The following is a 16,381-nucleotide window of genomic DNA, read 5'->3' as shown; positions in this document are numbered from 1 at the left end:
GGATTATGCTCTAACGCCCCGGTCGGCCTGTCTTGCCGGGGCGGCGCTTCTTGCGCGCTGTTTCTGCCGGGTCTTCGTAAGACCCGATGCCCGCGCGCTCACGGCGGATCGCCGCATCGTTGCCGCCAGATGGCACTTCCGTCCGCTTCACGGTCATCTCGTCGAGCGTGTTCTTGCGGAATAGCGGTTTTGCCATGTCCGTGCCCGGTCCCATATCGTCAAGCGACGGCTTCTGGAACAGGGACGGCTTGCCAAGCGGGCGCGTCGTATCGGCGCCCATTTCATCGAGCGTCGGCTTGCGGAAGCGCGAATTGCCGGTGGGCTTGCCCTTGTTGTGGCTCGCCCCCGCATCGCCCGCCTCGAACTCGCGTGCCAGCGGATCGTCGGCGATGGCCAGTTCCGTCTCGCGCAGGCGCTTGATCTCGTCGCGCAGGCGCGCCGCCTTTTCGAAGTCGAGATCGGCGGCGGCGTCGCGCATCTGCTTTTCCAGATGCTCCAGATGGGCGGCAAGGTTGTTGCCCATCATCGCGCCTTCTTCCGCAAAGCCCGAAATATCCGCGCGGACATGATCGCGCTCGTAAACCGAGCCGAGGATATCAGAGATATTCTTCTTCACCGAAGCAGGCGTGATGCCGTGCTCTTCATTATAGGCGACCTGCTTTTCGCGGCGGCGGCTGGTTTCATCCATCGCACGCTGCATGGAGCCGGTAATATTGTCGGCATAAAGAATGACCTTGCCGTCAACGTTACGCGCCGCACGACCGATGGTCTGGATGAGCGAGGTTTCCGAACGCAGGAAGCCTTCCTTGTCGGCGTCGAGGATGGCGACGAAGCCGCATTCGGGAATGTCCAGACCTTCGCGCAGCAGGTTGATGCCGACCAGCACGTCGAAGGCGCCAAGCCGCAGGTCGCGGATGATCTCGATGCGCTCCAGCGTGTCGATGTCGGAGTGCATGTAGCGCACGCGCACGCCCTGTTCGTGCAGATATTCGGTCAGGTCTTCCGCCATGCGCTTGGTCAGCACGGTGACCAGCGTGCGATAGCCCTTCTGCGCAGTGTCGCGGATTTCGCCGAGCACGTCGTCGACCTGCGTCTTGGCAGGACGGATTTCGACCGGCGGGTCGATCAGCCCGGTCGGGCGGATGACCTGTTCTGCGAACACGCCGCCCGCTTCTTCCATTTCCCAGTTGCCCGGCGTTGCCGAAACGGCAATGGTCTGCGGGCGCATGGCGTCCCACTCCTCGAAGCGGAGCGGGCGGTTGTCCATGCAGGAGGGCAGGCGGAAGCCATATTCGGCCAGCGTCGCCTTGCGGCGGAAGTCGCCGCGATACATGCCGCCGATCTGCGGAACCGTGACGTGGCTTTCATCGATGAAAACCAGCGCATTGTCGGGAATATATTCAAACAGCGTCGGCGGCGGCTCGCCCGGATTGCGGCCCGTGAGATAGCGCGAATAGTTTTCGATGCCCGCGCAGGAGCCGGTCGCTTCCAGCATTTCGAGGTCGAATGTCGTGCGCTGGTCGAGGCGCTGGGCTTCCAGCAGGCGACCGGCGCGGGTCAGTTCGTCAAGGCGGTGCTTCAGCTCCTCCTTGATCGACTTGATCGCCTGATTGAGCGTCGGGCGCGGCGTCACATAGTGCGAGTTCGCGTAGATCTTCACCGATTTCAGATCGCCGGTCTTCTGGCCGGTCAGCGGGTCGAACTCGGTGATGGACTCGATCTCGTCGCCGAAAAGAGAAATGCGCCAGGCGCGATCTTCCAGGTGGGCGGGGAACAGTTCGATCGTGTCGCCGCGCACGCGGAACGAGCCGCGCACGAAATTGATGTCCTGCCGCTTGTATTGCTGCGCCACGAGATCGGCGAGCAGCTGGCGCTGGTCGAGCCGGTCGCCGATCTTCATCTCGAAGGTCATGGCCGTATAGGTTTCGACCGAACCGATACCGTAGATGCACGACACGGAGGCGACGATGATCACATCGTCACGCTCAAGCAGCGCACGGGTGGCCGAGTGGCGCATCCGGTCGATCTGCTCGTTGATGGAGGATTCCTTCTCGATATAGGTATCCGAGCGGGGCACATAGGCTTCCGGCTGGTAATAATCGTAGTAGGAAACGAAATATTCGACGGCGTTGTTCGGGAAGAAGCTCTTGAACTCGCCGTAAAGCTGCGCGGCCAGGGTCTTGTTGGGCGCGAGGATCAGGGCAGGGCGCTGTGTCCGCTGGATGACCTGCGCCATGGTGAAGGTCTTGCCCGAGCCGGTGACGCCGAGCAGAACCTGCGTGCGGTCGTTGTTCTCCAGCCCTTCCACCAGATCGCGGATTGCAGTCGGCTGGTCGCCAGACGGCTCGAAGCTGGTTTCCATCTCGATGGCGATGCCGCCTTCGGATTTCTCCGGGCGGGCGGGGCGGTGAGGGGTCCACAGCTCGCCGTTCTTGAACAGCGGATTGCCGGAGGCGATCAGGTCCGACAGGGCCTGAACCGTGGCGGTCGCGCCGGATGGATTCAGACCGGCTGCGTCTTCAAGACTGATGTCGAGACCGGCAACGGGGTTGAGGCCCGCGGCTGCGCGTTCCTTCGCCGAAGCTGCGCCGCCCATCGACGTGCCGCGGCCTGTGCGCGACGCTTCCTTGCTGCGCTCGGGAATCTTCTTGGGTTGTTTTGGATTTTTTGCGCGCGGCTTGGCCGCCTCGTCGCCGATCTCCTTCGCCCAATCAGCAATGGGGCCAGCAATTGAACCGGATAGGGGCGCGCCGGAAAACCCGGCCTGTGGCGCTTCACCGAAGCCGCCAGCCTTGTCTTGCGAATCCTGGGAATGTTTGTCTTTTGAGGAAGCCATGACCCTATATTGTTACCGCATGTCTTAAGCGGAAAACCGGTTTCCACTTTTCTGCGACATGCTTCCAATATGGAATTTCAGCGTCCAAATGAAAAGGGCGCCGAGGCGAAATCCTCGGCGCTCTCAACATATCCGGCCAATGCTCCTGACAGAAGGCTGTCAGGAGGCGACCATTTTGCGGATGGCTCTACAGCCTGCCGCCCATGCGTATGCGCGGGCCGGGACCGAAGCCGCGACCGAAACCGGGATGATAGCCCGGATGGTCGTTCCAGCCCGGGCGATCCGTCCAGTGCGGACGCGGCGGACCCCAGTTCGACTGGCAATTGCGACCGATGCAGCCATTATAGACGTTGCCGCCGCCGCCCCAGCCGCGATAGGGGCCGGTACCCCAATAGCGGTCGTTGTTGGCCGACAGTGCCGAGCCGATGGCGATGCCTGCGATGAGCGGTATGCCCACGGCTGCGGCGGTCGATCCGAAATTGTCGTTGGTCGTGTAGCCGTTGCCCGTCTGGATGGCGATATAGCTCGATGCCGCCCAGCCGGTCATGCCGCCGTAACTCACCTGACACCAGCCATAGCCGCTGGTGCAGCCCCCGACGGTAACTCCAACGCCGTTCGGGATCGCCCCGATGGTTCCATACTGGGTACCGGGACCGGTGCGCAGATTAACTGTCGAGGTGACGATGGCCGATGATGCATAAGCATTTGCTGAAACAAGGAATGCTAATGTAAATATGGAAGCTTTCACCGATAGGTTCATTTATCGTTCCTCTAATATACTTTCCATCATTACTTATAGCATAGCCGATATTATTCCGGCTCATCACGGATAATCAATTTCAATTCATGATTAATTATTGCCAACCTTTTAGGTGCGGCCTGATTCTAACGGTTTAGAGCGTATTGCGCGGTACTTTTCTTCCGGGCGGCCTTGTCTCATATTAGCGGCCGACTCTCTCAAGCACTCAAGGAACGACATTGATGAATACTGACAATGAGCCGAACGGCACGCTGACCATCCGCGTTTCAGCCATGCCCAAGGACGCCAATTCGGCCTATGATATTTTCGGCGGCTGGGTGATGGCGCAGATGGACATGGCTGCGGGCATCCGTTCCGCCGAGCGCGCCAAGGGCCGCACGGTCACTGCGGCGGTGCGCGAAATGGCGTTCGCCCGGCCGGTAAAGATCGGCGACACGCTCTGTGTATATACGGATATAACGCGGGTAGGCCGCACGTCCATCACGCTCAGGGTCGAGGCCTGGGCGAAGCGCTATCTGAGCGACAGGCGCGATCTCGTCACCCATGCCGAATTCGTGATGGTTTCGCTGGACGAGAACGGCAAGCCGACGCCGGTTCCGCCGGAAGAATGAACCGATGATGAAAGGAAGCCCGGCGCAGGCTATGCCTGTAAGGCCGGGCTTTTTCTATTTGCAGGCGCGATAGCCGCTGCGGCGCTGCATCAGGTCGAAATGAAAGTGGTCGGCATGTTCCGGGTTGTAGCCGGGGCCGAGAACTGTCGTGAAATAGCCGCAGGCATCGGAGCGGACGCTGTTGAGCAGGCCCTTTTCGCGGAAGGCGAAGAAGCCCGGCTTGCGCACCATGATGTTCTTGCCGTTGTTCAGCACGATCTTGGTGACGTCGATGGCGTTGCCGCGTGAATGTTCCGACATTTTCGCGCCGCGACGATGGTTCATCGTTCGGCAGGAATAGCCTCCGGCATTGTAGATCGTGCTCACGCCGGACAGGTATCGCAGGCGCGAGGCGGGTTGCAGGTCGCCCTTGATCCAGCGGGCGAAGGCTTCCGTCACCTGGCAGTTCAGCGTCGCCGCCGGCTTGAACGCGATGGAGCCGCTGTTGAAACCCGATACTTCGATGGGGTTTTCGATATGGCAGGAGCTGCTGCGATAGATGGTGGGCTTTTCCCTGAAGACGACGCCCAGCCGTTTGAGGCGCGTGCGGCAGGCGGCTTCCGCATTGGACATCGTATAGATGTTTTCGGCAGCCGTGACCGGGTTCTGAACAGGGGCCGTGAAGCCATAGTCGCCGGAATATTGCGGCCGGTTCTGCGGCGCGGATTGCGCGACGTGGTTTTCCTCCTCTTCGGCAAGCCCGACGACGCGCTCTTCCTGCGGTTGCTGCATGACGGGCGCAGCCATGACCGGGGCGGCACTCGCCACCGGGGCTTCGGGCACCATCACGTCGGAATTGCCGACGCTGGCCTGCGGACGCGGCGCGCTTTCGCCGGAGCAGCCTGCGACGAGGGCCAGCAGCATGATCGATAAAGAGGGGGCCAGACCTTGCAACCGGGAGCGCTGGCGGCTGACTGGAGCGGTGGCGGACAACGCAGAACTCATGTCCATACCTTTTCTTCAGGAGACCAGACCGATGGCGTTCCCTGAATATTAGCCTGCAAGCGTAAAGGAAGAGTCAGCGCCCGCGTTAAGGGCTGTGGCGTAAACGGGGCAGGCGCAAACGGCAGGATTGGCAAAATGCCGCCGTTGTTTTATCACCGTGCGGCGGTTTCGGGCCATGCCGCAGACAACATCCTCCCGGTCCCTGAAGTCATTTCCATGTCAGCACTGATTTCGCCAAGCGTCCTGCCGATCCTGCTTCTCATCGGCTCCAACGTTTTCATGACATTCGCCTGGTACGGGCACCTGAAATTCACCAGCACGCCGCTCATCACCGTCATCTTCATCAGTTGGGGTATCGCGCTGATCGAATATTGCATGGCGGTCCCGGCCAATCGCATCGGGCATGAGGTCTATTCGGCGGCGCAGCTCAAGACCATACAGGAGGTCATCACGCTGGTGATCTTCAGCCTGTTCTCGGTGTTCTACCTCAAGGAAGCCTTTACCTGGCACCATCTGCTGGGCTTTGCGCTCATCGCAGGCGGGGCGGCTCTGATTTTCAAGGCCTGATGGAAATCACTCGGCGGGAGCAAGCGCGGGCTTGCGCTTCCAGAACATGGGAATGAGTTCGACGGCCATCATGGCGGAGAAGATCAGTCCGCAGCCGATAAGGCCGATGAAGGTCACTCGTTCGCCGAGGAAAAGCGCGCCGAACAGGGCCGCGAAGAGCGCTTCCGAGGCGAGGAAGATCGCTGCCTGCGCGGAGGTGGTATAGCGCTGCCCGATGGCCTGCAAGGTGAAGGCGACGCCGGACGAGAACACGCCGGTGAAGAGGATTTCCTTCCAGGTGAGCGCGATGGCGGTCCAGTTGAGGTCTTCGACCATGGAAGCGATGGCAAGCCCTGCAACGGCGCTGGTCGCGAACTGGACGCAGCTCAGCGTTATCGGTCGCGCGGCGCGGTTTGCCTTGCCGATTAAAACCACCTGCAATGCCCAGAACACGGCACCGCCGATGACCAGCAGGTCACCCTGCTTGAGCGCGGTCAGCGTGCCGCCGGAAAGCAGGAAGATGCCTGCAAGGCAGGCCGCCGCGCTGGGCCAGACGACCGGGTGCGGCCATGTGCGAAACAGGATGACGCCCAGCACCGGCACCATCACGACATAAAGCCCGGTCAGAAAACCGGCATTGGTGACGGATGTGGTGATGAGCCCGATCTGCTGGAGGACGAGCCCGATGAACAGGCTCAGGCCGATGACCATGAAGAAGAGATAATCCGACCGGCGGAGGGCGATCTTCGCGCGGCGTCCTTCCGCCACGGCCCATGGCAGGACGGTGAGCGAGGCGATTGCCGAGCGGATGCCGATGAACAGAAACGGTCCGATGCTGGCCATTGCCGTCGATTGCGCGACGAAACCCATGCCCCAGATGGCGCCCGCCAGAAGCAGCAGCATGTTGGCCTGTACGCGCGTCATTCTTACCTCGGTTCGATCTTTTTCAGCCGACATGCTATAGGCAATATTGTGGGCAGGCGGCAAGGGAACTTCCGATTCTGCGACATTCGTGCATGATCTGATTCTGCTCAGTGCGCTTTCCATCGGCGGAGGTCTTATGCTTTCCTTCTATCGTGAATCCTCTGTCTTAGCCTCTGTCAGGGCCGCTGTCGTGGCGTCAGCCACCGCAACGATGCTGTTTGTGGCAGGCGGGGAATCGCAGGCGGCTTTCAAGACGGTTCGGGACACGCAGGTTCTGTGCGATTTCGCGCAGAACTGCACATTGAGCCTGACGCCGGTCGCAAGCGAGGGAGCGCCGGGGCTTGGCTTCTTTCGCAGCAGCCAGCCGGGGTCGAAACCGGTCTTGCGGCTTTCCTATGTCGATCCGTCCCGGAAAACCGGCAAGCTGGAGATTTCCGTCGATGGCCAGCCGCTGCTTGGCGTGGATGTCTCGGCCCTTAAGGCAGAGGACGACCAGCTTGATTATGCGGGCGATGTCGCCAAAGCGCTTGAAGGAATGAAGAACGGCCAGAAGTTGCAGCTGAAACTGGCCGGAAAGACGTTCACCTATTCGCTTTCCGGGCTTGTCGGAGGGCTGATCTATGTGGATGAGCAGCAATCGCGCGACGGAACCGTCGAGGCATTGCAGGTCAAGGGCAGCAAGCCCGCGCCCGTGCCGCCGGTGCTCAAGCTGATTGAAACGGTTGGCCAGATACCGGCTGAAATCCGCAAGGATTTTTCCGATGAAGCCGCGGTTTGCGGTGGTGCAAGCCCGGAGACGTTCCGCAGCGCGGGCGGTTTCGAGACGAAGATTGCCGATGGGCTCGATCTCATCGGCCTGCCGTGCGGATCGCCGGGCGCCTATAATCAGCCCTACGCCTTCTACAGCCGCCATGAAAACAGGATCGTGCCGATTTCCCTGCCAACCATTTCCGACGACGGCCCGACAGTGACCGATACGGCATGGAATATCGACTGGAACCAGAAATCACTGACGCTGACGGCTTTCTTCAAGGGCCGGGGACTTGGTGATTGCGGCATTTACGATGTCTGGAAAGCCACCGACAGCGGCGAGGGCCGGGTGCGTTTCGTGCTGGTGCAGGAGCGCTCAAAAGGCGATTGCGATGGCAATTATGCGGGAGGCCCGGAGAAATGGCCGGCGAGCTGGCCAGTCAAGCCGAAATAGCGCACGCGAGAAAGCGCCGCTTTTGCAGAGAGTTGACAGGGACATATTTTTCCGCGTGAAATGATTGATGGAAATGCTATAGTTCTGTGAATGGTTATTCGAACGGTTCCGAGGCGGATGTTTCGGTGACCGTTTTCTTTTTGTGTCTCGGAGGTTGGAAGCCTCCGAAAAGCGCCTCGCACTATCCAAGCATTGCGCGAGGTGAGGCGGGCAAATCAAACTGCCGGTGCGTGCAGGGCCTCGGGGAGAGGTGAAGCGCCGGATGAAGGAAAGGACTGGGTATGGAAAAGTTCCCTATGACCCCTGGCGGTTTCGAAAAGCTCAAGGAAGAGCTGCGCTGGCGCCAGCAATCGGAGCGCCCTCGGATTATTGAGGCAATTGCCGAAGCGCGTGCGCATGGCGACCTGTCCGAAAACGCCGAATATCACGCTGCGAAAGAAGCCCAGAGCCTGAATGAAGGCCGTATCAACGAGCTGGAAGATCTGGTTGCGCGCGCGGAAGTCATCGACGTTTCCAAGCTGTCGGGCGACCGCATCAAGTTCGGCGCGACCGTCACCATGATCGACGAAGATACGGAAGAAGAGAAAATCTACCAGATCGTCGGTGACCAGGAAGCCGATGTGAAGGAAGGCCGCATTTCCATTTCATCGCCGATTGCGCGCGCGCTGATCGGCAAGGGCGAAGGCGATACCATCGAAGTCAACGCACCCGGCGGTTCGCGCTCCTACGAAATCGTCGGCCTGAAGTTCGTCTGATTTTCATGAAAGTCCGGGTTCAGGATGTCGAGGTGGTGGCGCCCAATTTCAAGCGCCGCCTATCCGGGGTCACATCGACGATCGTTCAGCTCATCCCCTTGCAGCGTGCAAAGGGCCTGAACATCGCGACGATGGGGCCGGGCCTGCCTGACACGCTCCCGCATCTTGGCTGGGGCGCGTTGTTATCCTTCTGGTCGAAGCCGCGTACGAAGCCGTTTCGCATCTGGCACGCGCGGCGCAATATCGAAATGCTCGCCGGGATTTTCATGCGCGATGTTCTGCGCATGAAACTGCGGCTGATCTTTACCTCGGCCGCACAGCGGGACCACAAGCCTTTTACCAAATGGCTGATCCGCCGCATGAATGCGGTGATTGCAACGAGTGGCCGCTCGGGAAGCTTTCTCCAGGTCCCGCACGATGTCATCATGCACGGCGTGGATTTGCAGCGGTTTCATCCGCCGGTTGGCGATGACGATAGTTTCGCGGCGTCCGGCCTGCCCGGAAAATATGCCGTCGGCTGCTTCGGTCGCGTGCGTTCCTCCAAGGGAACAGACCTTTTTGTCGATGCGATGGTCGCGCTCCTGCCGAAATATCCGGACTGGACGGCGATCATTACCGGACGCACGACCGCTGAGCACCAGTCTTTCGAAGACGCACTGAAGGCGAAGATCGCTGCAGCCGGTCTGCAGGACCGCATCCTCATTCTGGGGGAAGTGCCGGATATCCGCGTCTGGTATCGCCGCCTGACGCTTTATGTTGCGCCTTCGCGCAATGAAGGTTTCGGGCTGACGCCGCTCGAAGCCATGGCGTCGCAAACGGCAGTCGTTGCCAGCGATGCGGGTGCCTATGCGGAAATGATCGTGGATGGCACCGGGACATCGGTTGCAGCCGGCGACGGGGAAGCCCTGCGCAAGGCTGTCGAGCCATATCTGGCCGATCCGGCATTGGCCGAACGCGACGGCGAAAATGCTCTCCGGCATGTTCGCGCCACGTTTCCGCTCGAAAAGGAAGCCGCTGCAATCAGCGGTGTTTACGAGCGCGTATTCGCCGGGAAATAATCTCGAGCCTGTTCCAGAAGTCGTCCTGTGGCTGCAAATGGGCGCTTTTCTAGGTTCCGGTGCTTATGTACGTTCAGTACATTGCGCTCCGGTACTCGAAAATCACCATTTTCGCACACACATGCCGCTTTTTGTTTCAGGCTCTTAGAGAATCATCAGCGGTTCGTCCTTGACCGGACGAATGGTCAGCGCGGTACGCACGGAATCCACGTTGGGAGCGGCGGTCAGTTCCTCGATCACGAAGGTCTGGAACGTGTTGAGATCACGCGCGACGCAATGGAGCAGGAAATCGGATTCGCCCGAAACCATCCAGGCGCGGCGTACCAGCGGCCATTGCTTGGTTTTTTCGGCAAATGCCTTGAGGTCGGCATCGGCCTGGCGATGAAGGCCGACCGAGCAGAACGCGACGAGGTCCTGTCCAAGCGAATTACCGTTGAGAATGGCGCGATAACCCCGGATGACGCCGCTTTCTTCAAGCTTGCGCACGCGGCGAAGGCAGGGCGGGGCCGAAATGCCGACGCGTTCGGCCAGCTCGACATTGGTGATGCGCCCGTTGTTCTGGAGCTCCCGAAGGATTTTCCAATCGATTTCATCCAGATCGGCCTTGATCGGCATGCGTAACTCCGCGCGCAAGGAAATTTCATTCCGGGGTAATTATAGAACATTCGTCGCCATCGTGGCGCAATCTAATCCTGCTCATATCAAATGAAACAGGCGGATGTAAACCGCTTAACGCTCGGTCAACGCACCCAGAAAGCGCGTGTGAACAGGATATACACCGTCACCAGCTCCAGACGTCCGACCAGCATCAGGAATGAAAGCACCCACAGCGCCGGATCGTGAATGGTGGAAAAGTTGCCGACGGGACCGATCGTGTCGCCAAATCCGGGTCCGACGTTGGAAAGCGCCGTCAGCGCCCCGGTGAAGGCCGAGACGAAATCGAGGCCCAACGAGGCGAGCAGCACCGCGCCGATGACGAGCGACGCACAATAGAGGAACAGGTAGAGCAGCACGTTCTGCGCGATATCGCCGGAAATCTCCGAGGTGCCGTAACGGATCTTGATGACCGCATGCGGCATGATGAGCCCGGGCGAGATTGGCCTGTGTCAGGCTCCACAGGATGATGAGGCGGTTCATCTTGATGCCGCCGGAGGTGGAACCGGCACAACCGCCGAGGAACGAAGCGAGAAAGAAAATTCCGATCGCAGGCGGTCCCCAGAGCGAATAATCTTCGGTGGCGTAGCCTGTCGTGGTCATGACCGACACGAAGTGGAACGAAGCGGAAATCAGCGCATCGCCGAACGGCACATCGGAGCCGAGCCGCAGCACCACCGCAAGCGCAAAGCTGAAACCGATGGCAATTGTGAAGAACAGTTTTACCTGCGGGTCGGCGAGCGATTCCATGCGGCGCGGCATGAAGGCCTTGATGTAAAGCACGAAGGGGAGGGCCGAGAGCGCCATGAAGATGGTGGAGACGACCAAGAGCAGCCGGTTTCCCTCATAGAAACCGATTGAGCTGTCATGCGTGGAAAAACCTGCCGTCGCCACGGTCGTCAGGCCATGATTGATGGCGTCGAAAACGCTCATGCCGACTGCGAAATAGGCGATGATGCAGGCCGCAGTCAGGCTGAGATAGGCGAGTATGATGCCGAGCGCTATCTGGTTCATGCGCGGGAGGATTTTTTCCGACTTGTCGGAATTCTCCATATGAAAGAGCGCAAGCCCGCCTGCCCGCAGCGAGGGCAGCAACAGAAGGGCGAGACCGATAAAGCCGACGCCTCCGATCCAGCACAGGATCGAGCGCCACAGGAGAATGCCGCGCTGCATGTTGTCGAGGCCGGTGAGCGCGGTCGCGCCGGTGGACGTGACGCCCGACATGGCCTCGAAGAAGGCGGTGGCGTAGCTGATCGGCAGGTGCGAAAAATAAAGCGGGATCGAGCCGAGGAAGCTTGCGGTGAGCCAGAGGCAGGCCGTCAGCAGAAAACCGAGGCGCGGCGTGAAGCGCATGGTCTGGTTCTGGGTGGCCAGCAGAAACAGCGCAGACAATGCGCCTGTAGCCGCAGCCGAGCGGACGAAGATCAGCCAGTCGTCGCTTCCGTCGCGCAGGTCGATCGCCGCAGGCAGAAGCATGGCCGCCGCCATGATGAGGCCGAAACGCGCGCAGATATTGGCGACTGTCTTGTAAATGGCGGCCGGCTCCGGGTTTGGGCGAATTATTCCTATATCAAGCTTGTTTAGCGTGAGATCGATCCACCCGCAACGTGCTGGCATGAAAGGGTTTGCTCAAAAGGTCACAAGCTGTGGCTAAAGCTCGGCAAATCCCTGTGGAAGCTTGCAAACATCTGGGGGCAGACCTACCTTGGCCATAATATCGGGGCATTGGCCGGACAGGATTGCGGAAGCGATTCTGGTGGGCCGGAAACCCGCCGCTTTAAATCGATTTTAAGGTGCACCCAAAAATGTGGAACAGTTTTGGGTGCACGTGAAAACCAACATGAGGAGCGCCGATCCGGCTTGAAGGCCCAGCGCTCCGGGACCGGAGAGAACTTCATGTCACAGCGTCATGCGCCAGTCATTGTCATCGGCTCGGGTCCTGCTGGTTATACTGCGGCGATTTATGCCGCCCGCGCCATGCTGAAGCCAATCGTGATTGCCGGGCTGCAGCAGGGCGGTCAGCTGATGATCACCACCGACGTGGAAAACTATCCGGGCTATGCCGATCCGGTGCAGGGGCCATGGATGATGGACCAGATGGCGACGCAGGCGCAGAATGTCGGCGCCGAGATCGTCCACGACATCATCACCGAGGTCGAAACGACGGTGCGTCCTTTCCGCCTGAAAGGTGATTCCGGCACGATCTATACCTGCGACGCCCTGATTATTGCGACGGGCGCACAGGCCAAATGGCTTGGCCTCGACAGCGAGCAGACCTTCATGGGCGGCGGCGTTTCGGCCTGTGCGACCTGCGACGGTTTCTTCTATCGCGGCAAGGATGTGGTCGTCGTCGGCGGCGGCAATACCGCGGTCGAGGAAGCGCTTTACCTTTCGCATATCGCCAAGAGCGTGACGGTCGTGCATCGCCGCGACGGTTTCCGGGCGGAGAAGATCATGCAGGACCGCCTGCTTTCGCGCCAGAACGTCTCGGTCGTCTGGAACAGCGTGATCGACGAAATCCTCGGCACGGAGGCAAAACCGCCCATGGGCGCGACCGTGACCGGCGTGCGCCTCAAGAATGTCGTGACCGGCGAAACGCAGGAACTCGATACGCATGGCGTTTTTGTCGCCATCGGCCACGCACCGGCGGTTTCTTTGTTCGAGGGCAAACTCAAGCAGAAGCCGAACGGCTATCTATGGACCGCGCCCGATTCGACGGCTACCGACGTTCCGGGCATTTTCGCTGCGGGCGACGTCACCGACGATATCTATCGTCAGGCCGTGACAGCCGCCGGCATGGGTTGCATGGCAGCTCTTGAAGCCGAGCGCTGGCTTGCCGCACAGGAACCGCTGCACGAAGCGGCGGAATAGGGCTTTCCAAGCCAAAAGCGGGAGGCGGTGTTGCCTAAGCTGAATGCGGTCAAAACAATGAGAGGGGATAATCGTGGTCGCTCCGCTCGACTGGGATAAACTGCGCATTTTTCATGCTGCGGCTGAGGCGGGGTCGTTCACCCACGCAGCCCAGACATTGCATCTGTCGCAATCGGCTATTTCGCGTCAGGTCAGCGCGCTGGAGCAGGATGTCGGCGTCCCGCTGTTTCATCGTCATGCGCGGGGTCTGATCCTGACCGAGCAGGGCGAAACGCTCTATCGCACCGCGCATGACGTGCTGATGAAGCTCGAAAACGTTCGCTCGAAGCTTGCCGAAAGCAAGGAAAAGCCGACGGGCCGCCTGCGCGTCACGACGACCGTTGGTCTTGGTTCCGGCTGGCTGATCGAGCGCATTCAGGAATTCGTCGAGCTTTACCCCGATATCCAGCTCCAGCTGATCCTCGACAATGAGGAACTGGACCTGACGATGCGTCATGCGGATTGCGCCATCCGGTTGCGGCAGCCGCAGCAGCCGGACCTGATCCAGCGTCGACTGTTCACGGTGCATATGCATGTCTATGCGTCGGCGGGCTATGTCTCGAAATATGGCAAGCTCAACTCCATAGACGAGATCGACCAGCACCGCGTCGTGACCTTCGGTGAACCGGCGCCGAGCTATCTGACGGGCCTCAACTGGCTGGAGATCGCCGGACGCACGGACGGCAGCTCGCGCATCCCGGCATTGCAGGTCAATAATCTGCTGTCGATCCGCCGCGCCGTGCAGCGCGGCGTCGGCATCGCCGTCCTGCCCGACTATATGGCGGACAAGGAATCCGGCCTGGTGCAGCTTCTGCCCGAACTGGAAGAAATACCGTCCTTCGATACGTTCTTCTGCTATCCGGAAGCCTTGAAGAACTCCGCGAAACTGCACGCCTTCCGCGACTTCCTGTTCTCGAAGGCCCGCAACTGGACCTATTGATCGCAGCTTGTGATTCAAAAAAGGCCGCGCTGGCAATCAGCGCGGCCTTTTGTTTTTTTGGTGATGGCTGTTTACTTGCGCGGCAGCAGGCGCTGGACTTCCTTGGAGGCGTCGGCAAGGGCGTCTTCCGGGGTGGCGGACTGTTCGACGACGCGGGAAAGATTGTCCACGATGGTCTGCGTCACCTTCACGCCGTTGGAACCGGGGAAGGCATACCACGGGATCATCAGCGACATCTGGCTCAGACCAGCCTTGAAGAGCGGATTTTCCTCATAGAACTTGCCGAGATATTCGTCGGACTTCGCGGCCAGCTCGTTGTTCGGCACGTAGCCGGTGCCGGGAACGACGACGGACGCGCCATAGGGTCCGGCGGCGAACTTTGCGAATTTCCATGCCGCATCCTGCTTGCCCTGATCGTCGGTCAGGATGACGACCGCATTGCCGCCGGTGGGCAGGCGACCCTTTTCGGCGTTGATGAGCGGGATCTTCGCCGTGCGAAGATCGAACTTGTCGCCGACATTCTTGATCGTGTTGCGCAGCGCGCCGGTGGTCTGGAACGAGAAGCCGACCTTGCCAGCCGCGAAAGCCTGCTCGCCCGCCGCCTTTGTCAGAACCGGCATGCCGCCTTCCTTCACCATGCGGTCGATGAGCTTGAAGGCTTCGAGCCCCTCCGGTCCGTTGAAGGCGACCTTTTTCTCGTCTTCGGTCAGCATGGTGCCGCCCGCGCCGAACAGCAGCGCGGAGAACATCCAGTCGTCGCCCTGCCAGCGGAAATCGATGCCCTCATTGCCGTTGCCGAGCGCCTTGATCTTGCCGCCCAGTTCAATCACTTCGTCCCAGGTGGTGGGGGGATTGTCGGGATTACCGCCTGCCGCCTTCAGAAGATCGGCGTTGTAATACATGATCGGGTTGGAGGTTGCGAAAGCAAGGCCGACCTGACGGTCGCCGACGCGGGCGAGGCTGAGCAGGTGATCCGTGAAGCCCTGCGCTTCCATGTCGGTTTCTTTTTCGACCAGCGGCTTCATGTCGACGCCGATATTGCGCTCCGCCAGCACGCGCAGGCGGTTCAGACCGGTGAAGGTGATATCCGGCATTTCCGACGTTCCGGCCTGACGCATGATCGTCTGGATGCCTTCTTCATAGGTTGCCGACGGGCTGACGAAGTTGATCTTGATGTCCGGATTTTCTTCCATGAACTTCTTGGAGATGTCGGCCATGACATCCTTGAAGAAACCCGGCATCGGGTAGTGCACGTTCAGCGTCGTGTCGGCAAGGGCGGGCGAGCCGAAGGCCGTTGCCATGGCCAGAGCGGCGAGGGCGCCGGAAAAGCGTTTCATGTTTGAACTCCTGTGGAGGATTGTGGGAAGAATTCAGCCCTTGAGGCCGGTTAGGGTGATGCCTTCGATGAAGCGGCGCTGGGCGGCGAGAAATGCCAGCAGCAGCGGCAGGGTGATGATGAGGGTTGCCGCCATCAGCGCCCCGTAATCGTCGCCCGCTTCCGCAGCGCGGAAATAAAGGAGGCCGAGCGGCGGCGTGGCGCGTTCCATGCCGTTGACCACGATCAGCGGCCAGAACAGGTCATTCCAGTGCGCGACAACGGAGAAGATCGAGAAGGCCGTAATCGCAGGCCATGCATTGGGCACGATCACCCGCATGACGATGCCGGCTTCCGACATGCCGTCGAGGCGGGCGGCGCTGATGAGATCGTCCGGCATGGCGCGGAAGAACTGCAGAAACAGGAATATGCCGAAGACCGAGATGAAGAACGGTGCGCTGAGGGCAAAGTAGCTGTTGAGCACGCCAAGCTGATTGAAGCCCACATAGAAGGGCAGTGCCGTGGCATGGATCGGCACCAGCAGGCCGAGCATGACCATCATCATCATGATGCGCTGGCCGCGGAAGTTGAGCTTTGCCATGGCGTAGGCGCAGGGGATGGCGACCACGACCTGGATGACCAGCACGAGCGCGCAGACGATTACGCCGTTGAACAGCAGAAGCCCCATCGGCACGCGGCTCATCGCCTTGGCCAGATTGTCCCAGAGCGCCCAGTTGTGCGGGATCAGCGACAGGGAGGACGAGAATATGTCCTGCTGCGATTTTGCTGCCGTGGACAGCATGAAGATATAGGGCGCGAGGAAAAGCAGGGCACCCAGCGACAGAAGTCCAAGACGGAAAGAACGAGCCAATGTCATCCGGGTA

General features: G+C 60.2%; 14 protein-coding genes and 2 pseudogenes. 8 read left to right on the top strand and 8 right to left on the bottom strand.

Going from position 1 to position 16,381, the window contains the following annotated elements; all coding sequences use genetic code 11:
* Nucleotides 1-10: 10 nt before the first annotated feature.
* Together uvrB and OINT_RS08115 are read right to left on the bottom strand one after the other, a co-directional pair.
* Nucleotides 11-2,836: an excinuclease ABC subunit UvrB gene (gene uvrB, locus OINT_RS08120; RefSeq protein WP_006467302.1), complete on the bottom strand. Its 2,826-nt coding sequence runs from the start codon at nucleotides 2,834-2,836 to the stop codon at nucleotides 11-13.
* 187 nt (nucleotides 2,837-3,023) lie between these two features.
* Nucleotides 3,024-3,596: an SH3 domain-containing protein gene (locus OINT_RS08115; protein WP_006467300.1), complete on the bottom strand. Its 573-nt coding sequence runs from the start codon at nucleotides 3,594-3,596 to the stop codon at nucleotides 3,024-3,026.
* A 221-nt stretch (nucleotides 3,597-3,817) separates the two neighbouring features.
* On the opposite strand from OINT_RS08115, the gene OINT_RS08110 reads away from it, so the two are divergent.
* Nucleotides 3,818-4,207, top strand: a complete 390-nt coding sequence (locus OINT_RS08110) for an acyl-CoA thioesterase (RefSeq protein ID WP_006471907.1) — start codon at nucleotides 3,818-3,820, stop codon at nucleotides 4,205-4,207.
* 54 nt (nucleotides 4,208-4,261) lie between these two features.
* Here OINT_RS08110 and OINT_RS08105 read toward each other — a convergent pair whose 3' ends face one another.
* Entirely contained in the window at nucleotides 4,262-5,191 is a 930-nt protein-coding gene (locus tag OINT_RS08105) for an extensin-like domain-containing protein (RefSeq protein WP_006471906.1), read from the bottom strand.
* Nucleotides 5,192-5,407: 216 nt separating this feature from the next.
* On the opposite strand from OINT_RS08105, the gene OINT_RS08100 reads away from it, so the two are divergent.
* Nucleotides 5,408-5,758 carry a DMT family protein gene (locus OINT_RS08100; RefSeq protein WP_006471905.1) on the top strand — a complete coding sequence of 117 codons (351 nt, stop codon included), beginning with the start codon at nucleotides 5,408-5,410 and terminating at the stop codon, nucleotides 5,756-5,758.
* 6 nt (nucleotides 5,759-5,764) lie between these two features.
* Here OINT_RS08100 and OINT_RS08095 read toward each other — a convergent pair whose 3' ends face one another.
* Nucleotides 5,765-6,661 carry a DMT family transporter gene (locus tag OINT_RS08095; RefSeq protein WP_006471904.1) on the bottom strand — a complete coding sequence of 299 codons (897 nt, stop codon included), beginning with the start codon at nucleotides 6,659-6,661 and terminating at the stop codon, nucleotides 5,765-5,767.
* 136 nt (nucleotides 6,662-6,797) lie between these two features.
* On the opposite strand from OINT_RS08095, the gene OINT_RS08090 reads away from it, so the two are divergent.
* The 4 genes and pseudogenes from OINT_RS08090 to OINT_RS23545 all read left to right on the top strand — a co-directional run.
* Nucleotides 6,798-7,865, top strand: coding sequence for a DUF1176 domain-containing protein (locus tag OINT_RS08090; RefSeq protein ID WP_404990518.1), 1,068 nt, complete (start codon nucleotides 6,798-6,800; stop codon nucleotides 7,863-7,865).
* Nucleotides 7,866-8,146: 281 nt separating this feature from the next.
* A complete protein-coding gene (gene greA, locus OINT_RS08085) occupies nucleotides 8,147-8,620 on the top strand; it encodes a transcription elongation factor GreA (RefSeq protein WP_006467294.1) in 474 nt (157 codons plus the stop codon).
* A 5-nt stretch (nucleotides 8,621-8,625) separates the two neighbouring features.
* Complete coding sequence (locus tag OINT_RS08080) at nucleotides 8,626-9,678, top strand: glycosyltransferase family 4 protein (RefSeq protein ID WP_006467293.1); 1,053 nt, start codon at nucleotides 8,626-8,628, stop codon at nucleotides 9,676-9,678.
* A gap of 53 nt (nucleotides 9,679-9,731) precedes the next feature.
* Nucleotides 9,732-9,839: pseudogene (locus OINT_RS23545) on the top strand (flagellar basal body P-ring protein FlgI); the annotation flags it as partial.
* Here OINT_RS23545 and OINT_RS08075 read toward each other — a convergent pair.
* Nucleotides 9,823-10,293 carry an Lrp/AsnC family transcriptional regulator gene (locus OINT_RS08075; protein ID WP_006471903.1) on the bottom strand — a complete coding sequence of 157 codons (471 nt, stop codon included), beginning with the start codon at nucleotides 10,291-10,293 and terminating at the stop codon, nucleotides 9,823-9,825. The pseudogene OINT_RS23545 and the gene OINT_RS08075 overlap by 17 nt on opposite strands.
* 125 nt (nucleotides 10,294-10,418) lie before the next feature.
* Nucleotides 10,419-11,820 (bottom strand): annotated as a pseudogene (locus OINT_RS08070) (TrkH family potassium uptake protein).
* Nucleotides 11,821-12,228: 408 nt separating this feature from the next.
* On the opposite strand from OINT_RS08070, the gene trxB reads away from it, so the two are divergent.
* The gene (trxB, locus tag OINT_RS08065; protein WP_006471901.1) at nucleotides 12,229-13,203 is read left to right on the top strand and encodes a thioredoxin-disulfide reductase; all 975 of its coding nucleotides are present in this window, start codon (nucleotides 12,229-12,231) and stop codon (nucleotides 13,201-13,203) included.
* Nucleotides 13,204-13,276: 73 nt separating this feature from the next.
* Nucleotides 13,277-14,182: a LysR family transcriptional regulator gene (locus OINT_RS08060; protein ID WP_006467289.1), complete on the top strand. Its 906-nt coding sequence runs from the start codon at nucleotides 13,277-13,279 to the stop codon at nucleotides 14,180-14,182.
* Nucleotides 14,183-14,253: 71 nt separating this feature from the next.
* Here OINT_RS08060 and OINT_RS08055 read toward each other — a convergent pair whose 3' ends face one another.
* Together OINT_RS08055 and OINT_RS08050 are read right to left on the bottom strand one after the other, a co-directional pair.
* Complete coding sequence (locus tag OINT_RS08055) at nucleotides 14,254-15,519, bottom strand: ABC transporter substrate-binding protein (RefSeq protein WP_006467288.1); 1,266 nt, start codon at nucleotides 15,517-15,519, stop codon at nucleotides 14,254-14,256.
* A gap of 33 nt (nucleotides 15,520-15,552) precedes the next feature.
* Complete coding sequence (locus OINT_RS08050; protein ID WP_006467287.1) at nucleotides 15,553-16,374, bottom strand: carbohydrate ABC transporter permease; 822 nt, start codon at nucleotides 16,372-16,374, stop codon at nucleotides 15,553-15,555.
* Between the last annotated feature and the right edge of the window lie 7 nt (nucleotides 16,375-16,381).

Origin of the sequence: Brucella intermedia LMG 3301 (assembly GCF_000182645.1) — a bacterium.
Taxonomy (GTDB): Bacteria; Pseudomonadota; Alphaproteobacteria; order Rhizobiales; family Rhizobiaceae; genus Brucella; species Brucella intermedia.
Note: the sequence above shows the minus strand (reverse complement) of the source record. Positions and strands in the feature narration are given on the sequence as shown.